Genomic DNA, 14,614 nt, shown 5'->3' with positions numbered 1-14,614 from the left:
CGCGGCACCGGGCACCGCCCGGACGCCGCCACCGGGGTCGGATCAGCGCACCAGCAGGTCGAGCAGCCGGTCGACCTCGCCCGCCGGATCCAGGGTGAGACCACTGTGCACGGCGCCCGGCTGGACGACCGTGGAGCGTGGCGCGATCAGCCAGCGGAAGCGCCGCCCGGCATCGTCGCCCGCCGCCTGCCCGGCATCGTCGCCGCCTCCGCAGACCCCCTCGACCGCCCGCAGGGCCGCCCGCACCCCGACCACGTCGGCGTTGGGGTCCAGCGCCTTCAGCTTGCCCTCGTCGAGGTACGTACGGGCCGCGACGAAGGACCGGGCCCGGCAGTACACCAGCACACCGGCGTTGAAGCACTCGCCACGCTCGACCCTCGGGACGACCCGCAGCAGCGCGTACTCGAAGACATCGCGCTTGCTCATCAGCCGTTCTCCTTGCCGCTGCGCGCGGCGCCGTCCGGACCGGCGACGCCCTGTGCGGCGCCGTCGTTCTTCGTGGGGTGCGGCCTGGGGGTGAGGCGTTCGGCGAGCCACCCCGGGGCCCGGGAGGGGGTGGTCCTGGTGGGGGCGTCCAGCGAGATCCGCTCATGGATCGTGGCGGCGCGCGCCAGCAGCGGCCGCACATAGGCCCGGCGCAGTTCGTCGGTCGAGCCGAAGCCGGGCTCGTCGGTCAGCCACGCGTCGGGCACGTCGGCGGCCACCTCGGTGAGCAGTTCCTCGGTGACGAGCGGAGCCAGCTCGCGGTGGGCGGCCGCGATGTCCGGCCCGAAGGACGCGAGGACATGGTCGGAGGCGTTGTACGGCTTGGCCGCCGACGCCTCGGCGCCCGGCCAGTTGTGGTGCCAGATCATGGTCGCGCCGTGGTCGATGAGCCAGGCATCGGCGTGCCAGACCAGCATGTTGGGGTTCCGCCACGACCGGTCGACGTTGTTGATCAGCGCGTCGAACCAGACGATCCGGCCGGCCTCCGCCGGATCGACCTCGTAGGCGAGCGGGTCGAACCCGAGCGAGCCGGGCAGATAGTCCATCCCGAGATTCAGTCCGCCGCTCGCCTTGAGCAGCTCCTGCACCTCCTGGTCCGGCTCGGCGAGCCCGATCACGGGGTCGAGCTGCATGGTCACGAGCTCGGGGACGCGCAGCCCCAGCCGCCGGCCGAGCTCCCCGCAGATGACCTCCGCGACCAGCGTCTTGCGGCCCTGCCCCGCGCCGGTGAACTTCATGACATACGTACCGAGATCGTCGGCCTCGACGATGCCCGGGAGCGAGCCGCCCTCACGCAGAGGCGTGACATAGCGGGTCGCCGTGACTTCTGTCAGCATTTACCCAGGCTATATGGCCTGACTCCCTGCGAATCCGCAGACGGAGTCGCACCGTACCGCCGGGCGGGTCTCGCCCCCGTCAGCCCTGGGGAGAATCTGGGGAGTTTCCACCGGCACGTCACTCCCTCCGACTCCCCAGGAATCCGTCGATGACGGTCCGCCCCTTCGCCCCGGCCTCCGGCATGAAGTGAGCGTAGTAGCTCAGCGTGACAGTCGGCGAGGAGTGTCCGAGCCATCGCGCCAGGGTCACCACGGACTCCCCCGCCTCCAGCATGATCGAGGCGTAGGTGTGCCGGAGTACATGGAAGCCATCCCGTGGCGCCGCCTCCCACTGCCACGCTTGCGCCCCTTCGGGATGCGGCGCGATGACACCGGCCTTGGCCAGCGCCGGCTTCCACGTGTAGGTGTTCCATGTGTTTACGGCTGCTGATGGGAGTTGAGGCCCGCGTCCTGGGCCACGGCGGGATCCGCGCCGTCGCGCGGGCCGCCGGCGTCAGCGAGACCACGGTCCGCAAGGGCGTGGACGAGCTGGAGGCGGGAGCAGAGCCGCTGGGCCGAGTCCGTCGGGCCCAGCGGCGGACGGAAGAAGGCCGCTGACCTGGACTCGGGACTGCGGCCTGCGCTGCTTGCCCTGGTGGATCCGGACATGCGCGGGGATCCGATGTCGCCGCTGCGCTGGACGACGAAGTCGACCAGGAATCTCGCCGGCGAGCTGACCCGTCAGGGCCACAAGGTCAGCGCCGACACGGTCGGTGACCTGCTGCGGGAGGAGGGCTTCAGCCTGCAGGCCAACGTCAGAACCATCGAAGGCGCCCAGCACCCAGACTGGGATGCCCAGTTCCGTTATCTCAACGAGCAGGCCCAGGACCACATCGACGTCGGAGACCCGGTCGTCCGCGTGGACACCAAGAAGAAGGAACTGGTCGGCGACAAACACTGGGCGCGCGTGGCACCCGGTCGGTCAGCCCGTGCAGGTCAAGACGCATGACTTCCTGGACCGGCAAGGTCCTGGCAAGGCGATTCCGTACGGGATCTACGACATCGCAGCCGACACCGGCTGGGTCAACGTCGGCACCGACCACGACACCGCCGCCTTCGCGGTCGCCTCGATCCGCCGCTGGTGGAACTCACGCGGACAGGGCGATTAGCCGCACGCCCAACGACTGCTGGTCACTGCGGACCCGGGCGGTTCCAACGGCTACCGCACCCCCGCCTGGAAAGCGGAACTGGCCGTCCTGGCCGCCGAGACCGGCCTGCAGATCACCGTGCGCCACCTGCCGCCGGTGCCGCCAGACGTGGAGGGTGTGTGGCGAAAGGCCGAGGTATTCGGCCGCGTCTTTGACATTCAGGAAAACTGCTCCGACAGCGCCGAGTACGGCGGAGGGAACAGGAAGTGGGCGTGCGGGCATGAAAAGTCCTGTGTGAGTGAAGCATGGGGCTGCGGGCGGGCAACCGGAGAAAGCCTCCCGCCCACAGCCGTTGCTGAAAACATGTCGTCGAATCCACGCGCTTCCAGGACGGCTTTCCGCGCCCGATGCCATGCCCTGCGGTAGACGGCACCGGGCAGCGGCCGACCGTCATCGCGGGTGAACATCAGTTCTTCAGGACCAAGGCAACGCCGGGTGACATCCGCCCTCAGAATCACCACGAGCTCCGGGCTTGCCGGGACGAGCCGCACCACACCCGCACCCTCCACCGCCTCGTCCCCCTTCCCGGGACAGCGAGGACGAATCACCAGCTCGCCCGGGCCTTCGTCGGGCAGATGCACGTCACGCAGCTGCAGGGCCACGGCTTCCTGCGGTCTCAGTGCCGCCAGGGCGATGGACGACAGGAAGGCACGAAGTGCGTGGCCGTTTCGCAGACATTGGCCGAGCCAATCCGGCAGGTCGTCTCGCTGCCGATCCGAGGGCAGGAACCTTTCATCAACAACGGCAGTCAGAGGGAAGACTCCTCTTGCTGGGATGTGCTTACAGCGGAACAAGGCGTCCTTCAGCATCTCCACCGAAGGACATCTGCAAGGCTCCGAAATATCCCCGGTTTCACGAGCCGGGGATTACGTGGTACAAGTCGAGGCCAGGGTCGGCATACCGTTTGCAAGCGGGCCACGGAGACAGACCCGGGGGCCGCAAGAGATCGAGGAGTTTCGGTAGGCCGGAGGCCATAGAAGCCAGCGGACGAAAATAGTCAGCGAGGCTTCCCGTGACACATCAACAGGCTCTCGTACCGACGAGATCAAGGCCGACATGCCCCTGGCAAGAAAATCCAGTCCAATCAGCCCCGAATTGCTCTGCCGTCAGCTAACTACCTTAAAGGAAGACACATTCTCAGATTGCCGCCAACACCAATGGGCTGCTTGAAGAAGGTTCGGCCGGGGTCGCGACCGGCCGAATCAGATTCGGAGCCTTCACAGCTCCCCAGCAAAGCGCGACAGCAGAACTTCCACGGTGTTGCCAGCGCGTGCGGCGACCTCGGTCGGGTCCACTCCAGCGTTCAGCCACATGGACAGCGCCGAGTGGCGTAGGTCATAAGGCCGATCCGCAGCGGGCTCTTGACAAGTTCCAGTGGGAGTCCGAGTTCGCGCGCTTCGCTCCAAACCCGTGAGTAGGTGGAGGCACCGACCAGGCCCCCGCGTTCGTTGAAGAACGGCCTGCCGTCGTCGGCCGTCCCGAACGTTTCGATGCTGCCACGCCAGATGGCCACGAGCTGGGGGACAGAGGGGTTGGCCGGCCTTCTGCCGGGTCGCGGTTCTTCGGGCCGCGGTCGTCATGGACCTCGCCGGTCTTGGTCCACTTCTTGCCGGCCGCCGGTCCGGTCCGGTGCAGGTTCGCCATCCCCCAGCCCTCCTTGGGGAGATCGCAGTCCTGAAGCGTCACGGCGACGGCCCCCGGCGGGCGCAGTCCGCCGTAGTACATTCCGGCAAACATGCCGACCAACCGCCTGCCACGCGCCCTGCGATAGCTGCCGACATATGAGACGGCTCCCAGGAGGTTCGCGTCCTGCCTCGGGTTGGCGACGACCCGAAGTTCCACCTCGGCCACCTTCGGCGGCATCGTCCAGGGCACACCCCTTTGATGGGGTTCTCCTCAAACTCGCCCGGCCCCGGAAGGACAAAAGCCCAGTCCCTTATAGCGGCTAACACAATGAGGTGACTGGGCCTTGGTGGCTATGCGAAGGGCGGGCGGACCACGGGGACGGGTGCGTCCGAGCCGTGGTCCGCCCACCGAGCGCCCGTGAGACTCGACGCCCAGGAGGTGTGCAGGAGACCCGCCTTCCTGCCTGCCCGATGGAAGATCGCCCGGCCAGACGTTCGCGGTCGGTCTCGCGATCATCATGGTCGAGCAGCGGCTTCTTGACTGCGGTGGGCTGTCAGGGACTTGAAGCCTGAGCCTGCGGTTCGGGGGCCATCAGGGCTGGGGTTTGGCCGGTGTCAGGAGATGGAGAAGACCGACGCCCACTTCTGGCTGGCCGAGCCGGCGGAGGCGGTGTTGGCGGTGACAGCTTGGCCCGCGGTCGCGTTGCCGTCGAGGACGAAGCCGGTGGCCGGGTTGGTCAGGGTGTAGGTGCCGGCGGAGTTCTGTGTCACCTGCCAGCGCTGGTTGGCGGCACCGAGGTTGACGGCCTGGAGTGCGATCTGGCCGCCGGCGGTGGTCGGTGCGGTCAGGTAGAGCGGGATCGGGCAGCTGTCGTAGATCCGCACGGTGCCGTCGCCGTTGGAGGTGAACTTCCAGCGCTGGGAGGCCCGGGAGGTGTCCAGGGCGGCGAATTGGGCCACCGTGGAGATGGTGACGCTGCAGGTCCCGCCGCGCTGGAGGGCGACGCCGCCGCCGTTGCTGAGCGCGTGGTAGGCGTTGTCACCGACGACCGTGGGGCCGTAGTTGATGGCGTACGTCTCCAGCGCGGTCAGCGCCGAGCCCGTGGTGGACAGCGGCGGCACGGCCGTCGGACGGACGTTCTTGAACCAGTCGGCGAAGGTCCCGGGCGTGTGCGAGGCCAGAGTGGTGATGGTGCGGTCCCAGCTGCCGTCCACCTGGTTCCACAGCTGGAGCAGCGCGCCGTCCACGTTGCCCTGCACCTGGTCGCCGGTCTGCCAGCCCGCGGCAGGGGTGAACGGGTAGGACGAGCCGTCCGGGAACACGTAGCGCTGGTCGCCCAGCAGGTAGGCGGCCACCGAGTCGGCGAAGCCCTCGGTCCAGGCACAGGTGGCGGACGACACTGCCCAGATGTAGTGCGGGTTGCAGTTGGTGACGGCAGGGAAGGTCCCGTTGTAGAGCCGGTGCTGGAAGAAGTGGCCCGCTTCGTGCAGCACGGTGTGCTCGGAGTCCGGGTCCGCGTCGGCCAGGTGGACGGTGTTCGACAGGTCGTAGTACGGGCCGTCGCTGGAACCGGTCTGCCAGCGCAACGTCAGTGTGGTGCAGGTCGCGGCGTTGGTCTCGGCGGTCGTCCAGCACGGGGTGGTCGAGTTGGCCCGGCGCGACCACAGCGAGTTGACGGTGTCGAAAGCGTGCCAGGCGCGGGTCGCGGTGGTCGGTTTGACGGTGCCGAGAGCGACGTTCGCCGATACGTTCGACAGTGTCGGCGTGTCGTGGGCGTAGACCGTGCCGGTGGAGTTGGCGACCCGCCACACCTGGTTGTTGCGGGTGGCGAACCGCACGAACAGGTGATCCATGGCGGTGGTGTTGACCGGGGTGTAGCAGAGGTTGAACGAGCCGTTGGCCGCACCGGTCAGCTGGGTGTCGGTGTTCAGCTTGTGGTCGGTGTCGGTTGCCTGCTCCCGGCCCCAGAGCTCGACCGAGGCGTTGCGGGCGGCCCGGGTCAGAGTCGGCTTCGCGGTGCCAGCCTCGGCGGACTGGTAGTCGAACTGTAGGGCGCCGCTCACGCAGATCGGCTGCGCGGCGGCGGCGACGCCTGCCGAGAGCGGCACGATGAAGCCGCCGGCGAGCACCGCCGGCACCAGCAGGCGGAGCAGTGCTGTGGGTCTGTGTAACATGGACGTCCTTTCGGAGAGCGCCCGGGTCCGCCGACCGGCGGACCCGGCGCGGGGGAAGGCCGGATGTTCCCCGGCCCGGCCCTTGAGACGCCGCCAGGTACGGGCGGTCTGAACCGTGAGCCATCGTCGGTTCAGCGCCGCGCCGCCCACCAGGGGCGCACAGAATCACAGCCAGCAGTTGTGAAACTTACGTGTACGCCTGGCAGAGATTTTACGTGTACGCCCGGCGCCTGCTCAGGTCGGCCGCGCGCCCCTCTGCCGCCGCAACGCCCTCGTCCAGCTTCGCCGCTGCACCGCCAGTGCCCGGCGGCCTTGGGAAGATGAACTCAACCTGCTGAAAAGGCTGTTGAGTGCACGGAAGCCCGGCCCTGCCCTGCTGTGCGCCCCGCGCCTAGCCTGTGCGCCCTCGTGCTGCCTCGCCACACCGAATGGGCTGGAAGCCTTCCCGGCCGCCCCAACTTCGCACCGCCACCTTTGGCAGATGCGGCCGACGGGAGGGCTCCCCCAGACGACGGGGACGGACGGCATCGCGACCGGAGAGCGCGCAGAGGAGGCCCGGCGCAACCGGGCATCTGATCTATGTTCATGCTGGTGTGACACTCATGTCCGTTTCGATTCGCCAGGTTGGCGCAGATTCTCCCGTCAGCTCGCGGCTCATTTTGTTAGCCATGGCCAAATGGATCATTGTCCGGGATCTCTGTGGCAGGGCTTCGTAGTCCCGTACCAGACGGCGATGCCGCATCAGCCAGTCGGTTGGGTCGGCCGCGAACTGGCGCGACGCGTAACCACCACGCGAGGCATTGTCACGAAATCGTCCGCCTGTGCCGCAATACGCTGAATCGTTGGTCCACCACATCAACGCACGCATGCAGATGCGGCGTTGGCAGAGCGGCATGCTCACGCATCAGGGCAATGGCTTGCACGTTCCACCCGGCCGAAACGAGGCCGTCCACCTCCCGGCGCACTTCCACCGACAGTCGGTCCCACAGAGCGTTCTCCATACCTGCATTGAACCCCGCGGGCCGCCTACGCAAGCGGTCGCGACCTGCTTGAACCCCTGCCTTACCAAACACCCCTGGCGGAACAAAACGCTCTTTTAGGGCCCGTAAAGAATCAAGGTGTGGGTTTTGCCTGTGGTGTGAGGGTGGCGCCGCGTGCGCTGGCGTAGACGCGGAGGCCGGTGAGGGTGCTCAGGTGTGCCGCCGCGGTGCCGGGGGTGTGTCCGTACTGTTCCATCAGCTGTCTGATCTCGCCGGTGGCATCGCGGATGGTGCCCTTGCTGACGGTGAACAGGCGGGCGAGCACGGCGGGCGGCAGGGCGAGGTGCTGGTGCAGCACGGTGGCCAGGACGCGGTCGGCCAGGTCGAGTTTGGCTTTGCGGCCGCCGCCCGGGGCCCGGCGCCGGGTGCCGCCGTCGCGTCGGGTGGTGCGGTCTGTGCTGCAGTGTCTGCCAGGGAGTGGTGAGGGCCACGGTCAGTTCGGCCAGTTCAGTGCTGGTCATTCCGGTCAGGTCGGGGTGCTCCAGGGCCTGACGGTCGATGCCGACGGCCGGTGCACCGGGGTTCGCCGGCTCGGTGGGCTGGGGGTGCACTGTGTAGTTCCACTCCCCGTGGAAGGCGTGGCCGGTCAGGGGCACCGCGTTCATCTCGGCGTCGCTGACCTTCACGCCGGTGGGGTAGCGGCCGGGGTCCAGTTCGGCATGGACGGTGAACCCGGTGCGTGTGGTGGTCGCGGCGATGCTCTCCACGATGACCTCGTAGTTGCTCAGCGGGCGGCCTCGCCAGTTCATCGTGATCGCGGAGAACAGCCGGTGCTCGATCCGGTTCCATTTCGATGTGCCCGGAGGCATGTGACAGACGGTGACGGTTAGGCCGGTCTCGGCGGCGTAGGCGGCCAGTTGAGTCTTCCAGAACCGGGTGCGGTAGCCGTTGGAGCCGCCCGCGTCGGCGGTGATCAGCAGCCGGGTGGCGCCGGGGTAGTCGAGGCGTCCCTGCCCGTTCCACCAGCGGCGGATCGACTCGACCGCGAAGGCTGCAGTGGCATGGTCGCATCCGACGCTGACCCAGCCGGTGTTCGCGGTGACGTCGTAGATCCCGTAGGGGGCGGCCCGGTCGAGCTCCTGATCGGGGAAATCATGGGTGCTGACCTGCCCCGGCCGGCCTTTGGGCCGCCATTCGAGGCCCGCGTTCTTGAACTGGCCGACGACCTCCTTCTTTTTCGTGTCCACGCTGACCACCGGCTCGCCCGCCCGTCCGATGGTCCTTGGCCTGGTCGTTGATGTACCGGAACTGCGCGTCTCGGTCGGGGTGCTGGGTGCCCTCACGGGTCTTCGCGTTGGCCTGCAGACTGAAACCGTTCTCCCGCGGCAGCCGGCCCACGGTCGGCGCCGCAAGCGGCATGGCCCTTCCGCGTCAGCTCCCCGGCCAGACGCCGCAGCGACTTGGTCGTCCACCACAGCGGCGACATCGGATCGCCCCGCTGATCCGGCGCCAGCAACGCCAGCAACGCCGGAACGAGTAGCTGGTCCATCTCCTCGGCGCTCTTGCGGCCGCCGCCGTCCCGGCGGACCCGGCCGTCGTGCAGTGGGTTCTCACCGCCCTACAGCTCGAAGCCCCCCCCTTCCGCACCGTCGTCTCGCTCACCCCTGCGGCACACGCGACGGCCCGGACCCCGCCTTGCCCCAGCAGCCAGGCCTCGGTGGCCGGCGCCAGCCGCTGCTGCCGCTCATTCAGATGAGGGAGCAACACCCCGAATCTCAGAGCAAGTTGGCCACGAGCCTCGCTCGGTATGCGCATACCACACCAACGACAGGGAGGCCGTGAAGCAACGTGTTGATTCTTTACGGGCCCTAACTACCCGGCCTTCGGTCAAGGCCCGTGTCCAGCCCGCTCCGCCGTTCGCACCGACAGCGAAGGGCCTCGTGGAGCACATCTTCGGGTCGATCAACGGCCTGTTCTGCCAGCACCTGCCCGGCTACACCGGCTCCGATGTCACCCACCGCAGCAAAGACGCCGAACACGAAGCCTCCTGCAGCGTCGGCCAGCTCCAGGATCTCCTCTACGAATGACTCGTGCACTGGCACCCCCGCCTCCCCGAAGGACTGCGGCATCCTGTGGTGCCGAGGGTCGCGCTGACCCCGAACCGGATGTGGGCCGCGCACGTCGCGGTCGCCGGATACGTGCCGATACCGATGACCGCCAGCGCCTGCCTCAACCCACCGACAACAGTGGGCACCCGACGAAACCGAGCCCGCCACCCCAATGGTGCCACCATGGCAGCGCCACCACGTCGCCGATGGGCCTTCCTCCACTAAAACGGTATGTCATCACACGATATCCAGCAGGACATTGCAGGCCAGAGCGTTGATCAACAACGAAATGCCAACTTGGCTCGCCATGGCGTCGATCGTGTGCCACGATGACGCCATGAACCTCACATCCCGTGTCGGCATCCTCCGACGCCAGTTGGCCGTCGCGGCGGACGTCGGCGTTGACGAAGCCCGCACCCTGCCTGTGCGACTCACCGCCCCTCCGAAGTCCGCCACCCTGCTCAACGCGCTGTCCGCCGCCATGGGCGAGGACACACGGAAGCCGGCACCGATCTCCGTCGAGGTACGGCTGCGCGGCTCGCTCCCTCGTTCGTGGTGACGCCGCCCGCACCCGCACCGTTCCGGAAGAAGCGGGTGTCGGTCACGGCCTCCGCCATACCACCCACACCCGCACCGCCCCCGCCGCTCGCGGACGCCGACGACAGCGCCCTGTCGCAGATCGGCTTCCGCCCCCCACTCGCCTCAAGGCCCGCGCCGAGAACGCCGCGGCGGAGCGCCTGTTGGTCAATACCCGGCTGTGCGGACCGTGTCCACCCCCCTTGGCGGCGCGGAGCGCCGCCGTCGGCAGCGTCATCGTGCCGACGGAGTCCATGCCCACCGACCTCCGCTCCTTCGCCGAGTACCCGCTCTTCACTCCGCTCATCGAGACCCTGCTCGGACCGTGGCTCGGCACCGAGATCGGCTCCGGCGCCGCCAGCGACCTCGCCTGGCGCGAGGCGCTCTCCCGGTCGGTCACGTAAGGGCGTACCGCACCTTCAGTACCGGACCGAAGCGGTAACCACCGCTTGCCTCGAACCACTTCACCGATTCGCACCAGCCACACCCCGCCCCACGATCACAGGAGGACCCCATGTCGCACGACCCGACGTCCGCCGGCGCCACCACCGATGACATCAACGTCGATGATCCGCCCACCCTGCCCACCGACCGGCACACCGGCTGCCCCTTCGACCCGCCGGAGGAACTCACCGCCCTGAGCGACGAGCCGATGCGCCGCATGCGCTACGCCGACGGACACGTGGGGCGGCTGGTCACCGGCCACGCCACGGCCCGCGCGATCCTGGCCGACCCCCTCTTCAGCTCACGCTACGAACTCCTGCATCTGCCGATGCCGATGGAGGGCGTGTCAGGGGATTTACCACCGGCACCGGTCGGCGACATCATCGGCCTCGACGCCCCCGAGCACACCCGCTACCGGCGCCTGCTCACCGGCAAGTTCACCGTCCGCAGGATGCGGCAACTCACGGAACGCGTGGAGCAGTTCACCGGGGAATGCCTGGATGCCATGGAACAGGCCGGACCCACGGCCGACCTGGTGGAGGCGTTCGCGCAACCCGTGCCCGCGCTCATGATCTGCGAGCTGCTCGGCGTTCCGTACACCGACCGGAAGCGATTCCAGCGCCACGTGGCGACCCTCTTCGACCAGACGGCGGATGCGGAGGCGACGGGCGAGGCTTATATGGCGCTGGTCCAGTACCTGGGCGAACTCGTCCTCGCCAAGCGCGCCGAGCCCACCGACGATCTGCTCAGTGATCTGACCACTTCCGACCTCACCGACGAGGAACTGGCCGGAGTCGGCGGGCTGCTGCTCGCCGCCGGACTCGACACCACCGCGAACATGCTCGGCCTCGGCACCTTCGCCCTGCTCAGCAACCCCGACCAACTGGACGCCCTGCGCGCCGACCCGGGCCTTGCCGAGCAGGCCGTCGAGGAGCTGCTGCGCTACCTCAGCGTGGCCGACCCTCTGCTTCGGTCGGCGCTCGAGGATGTCGAGGTGGAGGGCACGCTCATCAGGGCGGGCGAGACGGTGACCATTTCCGTCCAGGCCGTCAACCGGGACCCACGCCGGTTCCCCGACCCCGACCGGCTCGACATCCACCGCAAGGCCACCGGGCACCTGGCCTTCGGCCACGGCGCCCACCAGTGCCTGGGCCAGCAGCTCGCCCGCGTCGAGATGGCCGTTGCGTTCCCGGCGCTACTCGCCCGTTTCCCCACCCTGCGCCTCGCGGTGCCACCGCAGGAGGTGCCGCTGCGTGAGCGCTCCAACATCTACGGCGTGGTCAGCCTGCCCGTCACCTGGGACAAGGAATAACGCCGTGAGCGACCCGCAAGCGCCGCTGCGTCTCGGCGTCGACCGTGAGCGCTGCGCGGGTGCCGGCATGTGCGCCCTGACGGCTCCCGCAGTCTTCGACCAGGACGAGGAGGAAGGCCTGGTGATACTCCTTCAGCCCGCACCGGCACCCGAGCACCGCGCCGCCGCCCGGATGGCCGTCGGCCTCTGCCCCGCCGGCGCCATCGCCCTCACCTCCCCGGACTCGTAGCGACCGTGGCATTTCCCGGACCGAGAGCCCCACACCGGACACCGTGAATACCGTGGTCCGGTGGGGGGCTCTCACGTGCACGGACCCGTCCGCCACGCTTCCACGCGGCCTCGGACGCCGGAACCCCACGGCCGTCGAATGCCGCAACCCCCCGGGGATCAGCCGCGCGCGGCGCCGGCGGAAGGTCACGATCTCGTCCATGCGGCGGCGCGCATGATCCTGGTGCGTGCATGCTTCCGGGCTCTCGTCCGTACCGACCGACCGCGCCTGCTCCCGTCGGCTCCGCAGCCGACTGTTCACGTGGCGAAGGGTTCGTTCCTCGGCTCCGATGCCAGGCTCAAGGCGGTACCAAGTCTGCGCGGACATCTCGATGACGCTGTGCGCCACCGTGAAGGGTGCGTACACGCTGGCCTGCCCGGTCAGCAGTACGGCAACCGCAAGAAGATGGTCCAGCGCTCCGGAAGAAGATCCGTGACCGATGTGAAGGTCGGTTTTGGACCACACGCTTCCGCATACGGCTCGCTTGCACACTCAAGGGCCGCCGGTGACCCAGAGGCGTACATAGGGGTTTGGTGCAGCATCATGCCGTACTGCCTGTAGTGCGCGTCGTGCAGTCTGACCAGGGACTCAGAGGGGGTTTTCCACGGATCTGTTGACGTCGATCGGACTTACGCGGCGCAATCCCGTACGTCGCCCGGCTTCCGGTACCAGGGGAGCGGGGGCAGCGAATGCAGGATCCCGTGCCTTCCCGGGATCACCACGGGCTCAGGCGTCCGACCGGCGGGTTTCATTGCGGGGGCCTCGCCAGTCCAGGCACAGGACGGTGGCGTCGTCCTTGGGCGGTCGGCCACCATAGGCGTCGGCTACCGCAGCGACCAATGTGCGGACGACCTCGCGCGGGTGCTCTGCGGCGGTCTGGAGCAGGAGACCGGGCAGGTCGACCCTCTGCGCTTCGCGCTCCTGCATGCCGTCGGTGTACAGCACGAGCCGATCACCGGGGCGCAGGTCGATGTCCTGTACCTGGTAGGAACCCTGCCGGGTGAAGCCGAAGGGCATGTCGACGGCCAGGACCAGTTCCTCGACCATGCCGTCGCGCAGCCGGAGCGGTCCGGGGTGGCCGGCGTTGACGAGCTGGGCGCGGCTTCCGTCGAGGGCGATGCGTAGCAGCTGGCCGGTGGCGAAGGTGTGGTGCCCGTGCTTGAGGAGGGCCTGGTGCATTTGGCGGGCTTGTTCGGCGAGATCCGTTCCGGCGCGGCGGGCGCCGCGGGAGGCGTTGACGACGAGGGTGGCGATGAGGGAGGCGTTGACGTCGTGGCCCATGGCATCGGTGACGGACAGGTGCAGGGCGTTGTTGTCGAGGCTGTAGTCGTAGGTGTCTCCGGCGATGTCGGAGGCCGGGACCAGGGCTCCGGCGAGGGCGAACTCGGCTGCATCGCAGGAGGGGGCGGAGGGAAGGAGCTGGCGCTGGATCTCCGCCGCCAGGCTGACGGGCGTGGTGCGGTTGCCCCAGTGGTAAAGGTCGGTGAAGCGGCGGTCGGTGACGATGATGTACGCCAGCGCGTGCGCAGCTTCCTCGACCTGCTCCAGTACGCTCTCGGTCACGACGTCGAGGAACAGCTCGAGCACACCGATGGTGTCACCGCGGTTGGTGACTGGCGCGAGCAGCCGCTGCCCCTGCCCGTCCTCCTCCACCTGCACCAGCTTCTGAGCGCGCAGAACCTTGTCGTAGGTGCCGCTGCCGGCAAGGGGGACTCTCTCAGCCCGGTGCTCCTGCGAGATGCCAGCGGTGTCGTTGACCCGTAGCAGACGCCTGCCGACCACATCGACGAACAGGAACGACACGTACCGCGCGCCGAACCGGGTACGCAGATTGCGCGCCACGACATCGAGCGAGTCCACCGGCGCGGCATCCTCCGCCGCCGCCAGCACCTCAGCCAGTCCAATCCGATCACACGCCACCACAGCCTCCAAAAGTTAAGATTGCTTCTGCCCGTTGACACGTCCCTCAGCGCCTCTGAGGAGGAATTCGGTGGCTGCGTTCGCACAACCGTGCCGCCAGAGGTCAGCCGCAGGAAGTGATCGGCCGCCAGGGAGGAGTCGGCGGCGTTCAGGACTCCGAGACCCGACGGTGGTGCGCGGGCCCGTACTGCGGGGTCGTCGCAAGGGTTCGTCCTTCCCGGCCAGGGCTCGCAGTGGTCCGACATGGCAGCGGACGGCCAGAGTCCAGTCGTTCACAGGAGTTTTTCGGTGGGCGGCGGTCCCTCTGTTTCTGAGCCCTTCTGGCGAGCGGTGCCGGCTGTGGCCAAACCGGAGCATCACCGGATGACCGGCAGCTGCCGCACGCAGCATGTGTTCGTCAGCGGATGCGCGTGACAGTCAGGATGCCGTGGCGGCCCGCCCCTGCGAGGGCCTCGACCACGAGACCGGTCTCCAGGCCGGTGTGGGTCCCCCCTCGACCACACCCCCATCGTCCTCCCCCGGCGCCCCGAGCCAATCCGACGGTGGCCTGTCGGGTGCCGCCAACAGCCGTTCCGGCTCCTGCGTCGCCACCGCCGCGAACAGAGGCCGCGCGGCGAAGCCTGAGGCCGGGTCGGCCCGGAGGTGTTCCCCGGGCAAGGGGCCTGCGCCGTGCCTGCGCCCCCGGCGGCACGGCACC

At 68.5% G+C, this 14,614-nt stretch carries 11 protein-coding genes and 5 pseudogenes; 6 read left to right on the top strand and 10 right to left on the bottom strand.

Features of this window, described 5'->3' with window-relative positions:
- Positions 1-42: 42 nt before the first annotated feature.
- From A6A29_RS05615 to A6A29_RS05605, 3 genes and pseudogenes are all read right to left on the bottom strand, one after another.
- Positions 43-426, bottom strand: coding sequence for a DUF3037 domain-containing protein (locus tag A6A29_RS05615; protein WP_073718728.1), 384 nt, complete (start codon positions 424-426; stop codon positions 43-45).
- Positions 426-1,322, bottom strand: coding sequence for a HipA family kinase (locus tag A6A29_RS05610; RefSeq protein ID WP_073718727.1), 897 nt, complete (start codon positions 1,320-1,322; stop codon positions 426-428). Before A6A29_RS05610 ends, A6A29_RS05615 begins: the two co-directional genes overlap by 1 nt.
- Positions 1,323-1,440: 118 nt before the next feature.
- A pseudogene (locus A6A29_RS05605) lies at positions 1,441-1,746 on the bottom strand (tyrosine-type recombinase/integrase); the annotation flags it as partial.
- On the opposite strand from A6A29_RS05605, the pseudogene A6A29_RS05600 reads away from it, so the two are divergent.
- Positions 1,734-2,605 (top strand): annotated as a pseudogene (locus A6A29_RS05600) (ISAzo13 family transposase); the annotation flags it as partial. The pseudogenes A6A29_RS05605 and A6A29_RS05600 overlap by 13 nt on opposite strands.
- Before the next feature lie 3 nt (positions 2,606-2,608).
- Here A6A29_RS05600 and A6A29_RS47925 read toward each other — a convergent pair.
- The 6 genes and pseudogenes from A6A29_RS47925 to A6A29_RS05580 form a co-directional block, all read right to left on the bottom strand.
- Positions 2,609-2,671, bottom strand: a pseudogene (locus A6A29_RS47925) (DNA-binding protein); the annotation flags it as partial.
- The gene (locus A6A29_RS45725; protein ID WP_198953013.1) at positions 2,668-3,324 is read right to left on the bottom strand and encodes a hypothetical protein; all 657 of its coding nucleotides are present in this window, start codon (positions 3,322-3,324) and stop codon (positions 2,668-2,670) included. The gene A6A29_RS45725 and the pseudogene A6A29_RS47925, both read right to left, overlap by 4 nt.
- Before the next feature lie 414 nt (positions 3,325-3,738).
- A pseudogene (locus A6A29_RS46225) lies at positions 3,739-4,416 on the bottom strand (tyrosine-type recombinase/integrase); the annotation flags it as partial.
- 333 nt (positions 4,417-4,749) lie between these two features.
- Complete coding sequence (locus A6A29_RS45150) at positions 4,750-6,309, bottom strand: RICIN domain-containing protein (RefSeq protein WP_073718726.1); 1,560 nt, start codon at positions 6,307-6,309, stop codon at positions 4,750-4,752.
- An 803-nt stretch (positions 6,310-7,112) separates the two neighbouring features.
- The gene (locus A6A29_RS45145) at positions 7,113-7,310 is read right to left on the bottom strand and encodes a hypothetical protein (RefSeq protein ID WP_158074366.1); all 198 of its coding nucleotides are present in this window, start codon (positions 7,308-7,310) and stop codon (positions 7,113-7,115) included.
- A 112-nt stretch (positions 7,311-7,422) separates the two neighbouring features.
- Positions 7,423-9,104, bottom strand: a pseudogene (locus tag A6A29_RS05580) (ISAzo13 family transposase).
- A 125-nt stretch (positions 9,105-9,229) separates the two neighbouring features.
- Here A6A29_RS05580 and A6A29_RS46220 point away from each other — a divergent pair.
- The 5 genes from A6A29_RS46220 (at position 9,230) to A6A29_RS05555 (ending at position 11,958) form a co-directional block, all read left to right on the top strand.
- A complete protein-coding gene (locus A6A29_RS46220; RefSeq protein ID WP_241838327.1) occupies positions 9,230-9,376 on the top strand; it encodes a hypothetical protein in 147 nt (48 codons plus the stop codon).
- Positions 9,377-9,734: 358 nt separating this feature from the next.
- Positions 9,735-9,956, top strand: a complete 222-nt coding sequence (locus tag A6A29_RS05570) for a hypothetical protein (RefSeq protein ID WP_143196950.1) — start codon at positions 9,735-9,737, stop codon at positions 9,954-9,956.
- Positions 9,957-10,227: 271 nt separating this feature from the next.
- The gene (locus A6A29_RS45140; RefSeq protein ID WP_158074365.1) at positions 10,228-10,377 is read left to right on the top strand and encodes a hypothetical protein; all 150 of its coding nucleotides are present in this window, start codon (positions 10,228-10,230) and stop codon (positions 10,375-10,377) included.
- A gap of 110 nt (positions 10,378-10,487) precedes the next feature.
- Positions 10,488-11,729 (top strand): cytochrome P450, encoded by a 1,242-nt coding sequence (locus A6A29_RS05560; protein ID WP_073718722.1) that lies wholly within the window; start codon positions 10,488-10,490, stop codon positions 11,727-11,729.
- Positions 11,730-11,733: 4 nt separating this feature from the next.
- Positions 11,734-11,958: a ferredoxin gene (locus tag A6A29_RS05555; RefSeq protein WP_241838326.1), complete on the top strand. Its 225-nt coding sequence runs from the start codon at positions 11,734-11,736 to the stop codon at positions 11,956-11,958.
- A 765-nt stretch (positions 11,959-12,723) separates the two neighbouring features.
- Here A6A29_RS05555 and A6A29_RS05550 read toward each other — a convergent pair.
- Positions 12,724-13,917: a PP2C family protein-serine/threonine phosphatase gene (locus A6A29_RS05550; protein WP_073718721.1), complete on the bottom strand. Its 1,194-nt coding sequence runs from the start codon at positions 13,915-13,917 to the stop codon at positions 12,724-12,726.
- Between the last annotated feature and the right edge of the window lie 697 nt (positions 13,918-14,614).

It is taken from the genome of Streptomyces sp. TSRI0281 (assembly GCF_001905125.1).
In the GTDB taxonomy this organism is placed as follows: Bacteria; Actinomycetota; Actinomycetes; order Streptomycetales; family Streptomycetaceae; genus Streptomyces.
This window is presented reverse-complemented; position numbering and strand designations above follow the sequence as displayed.

What these genes read in the sequence shown, in the direction of transcription:
- A6A29_RS05615 (WP_073718728.1), bottom strand. Translation starts at nt 426, where the DNA reads ATGAGCAAGCGCGATGTCTTCGAGTACGCGCTGCTGCGGGTCGTCCCG.
- A6A29_RS05610 (WP_073718727.1), bottom strand. Translation starts at nt 1,322, where the DNA reads ATGCTGACAGAAGTCACGGCGACCCGCTATGTCACGCCTCTGCGTGAG.
- A6A29_RS45150 (WP_073718726.1), bottom strand. Translation starts at nt 6,309, where the DNA reads ATGTTACACAGACCCACAGCACTGCTCCGCCTGCTGGTGCCGGCGGTG.
- A6A29_RS45145 (WP_158074366.1), bottom strand. Translation starts at nt 7,310, where the DNA reads ATGGAGAACGCTCTGTGGGACCGACTGTCGGTGGAAGTGCGCCGGGAG.
- A6A29_RS05570 (WP_143196950.1), top strand. Translation starts at nt 9,735, where the DNA reads ATGAACCTCACATCCCGTGTCGGCATCCTCCGACGCCAGTTGGCCGTC.
- A6A29_RS45140 (WP_158074365.1), top strand. Translation starts at nt 10,228, where the DNA reads ATGCCCACCGACCTCCGCTCCTTCGCCGAGTACCCGCTCTTCACTCCG.
- A6A29_RS05560 (WP_073718722.1), top strand. Translation starts at nt 10,488, where the DNA reads ATGTCGCACGACCCGACGTCCGCCGGCGCCACCACCGATGACATCAAC.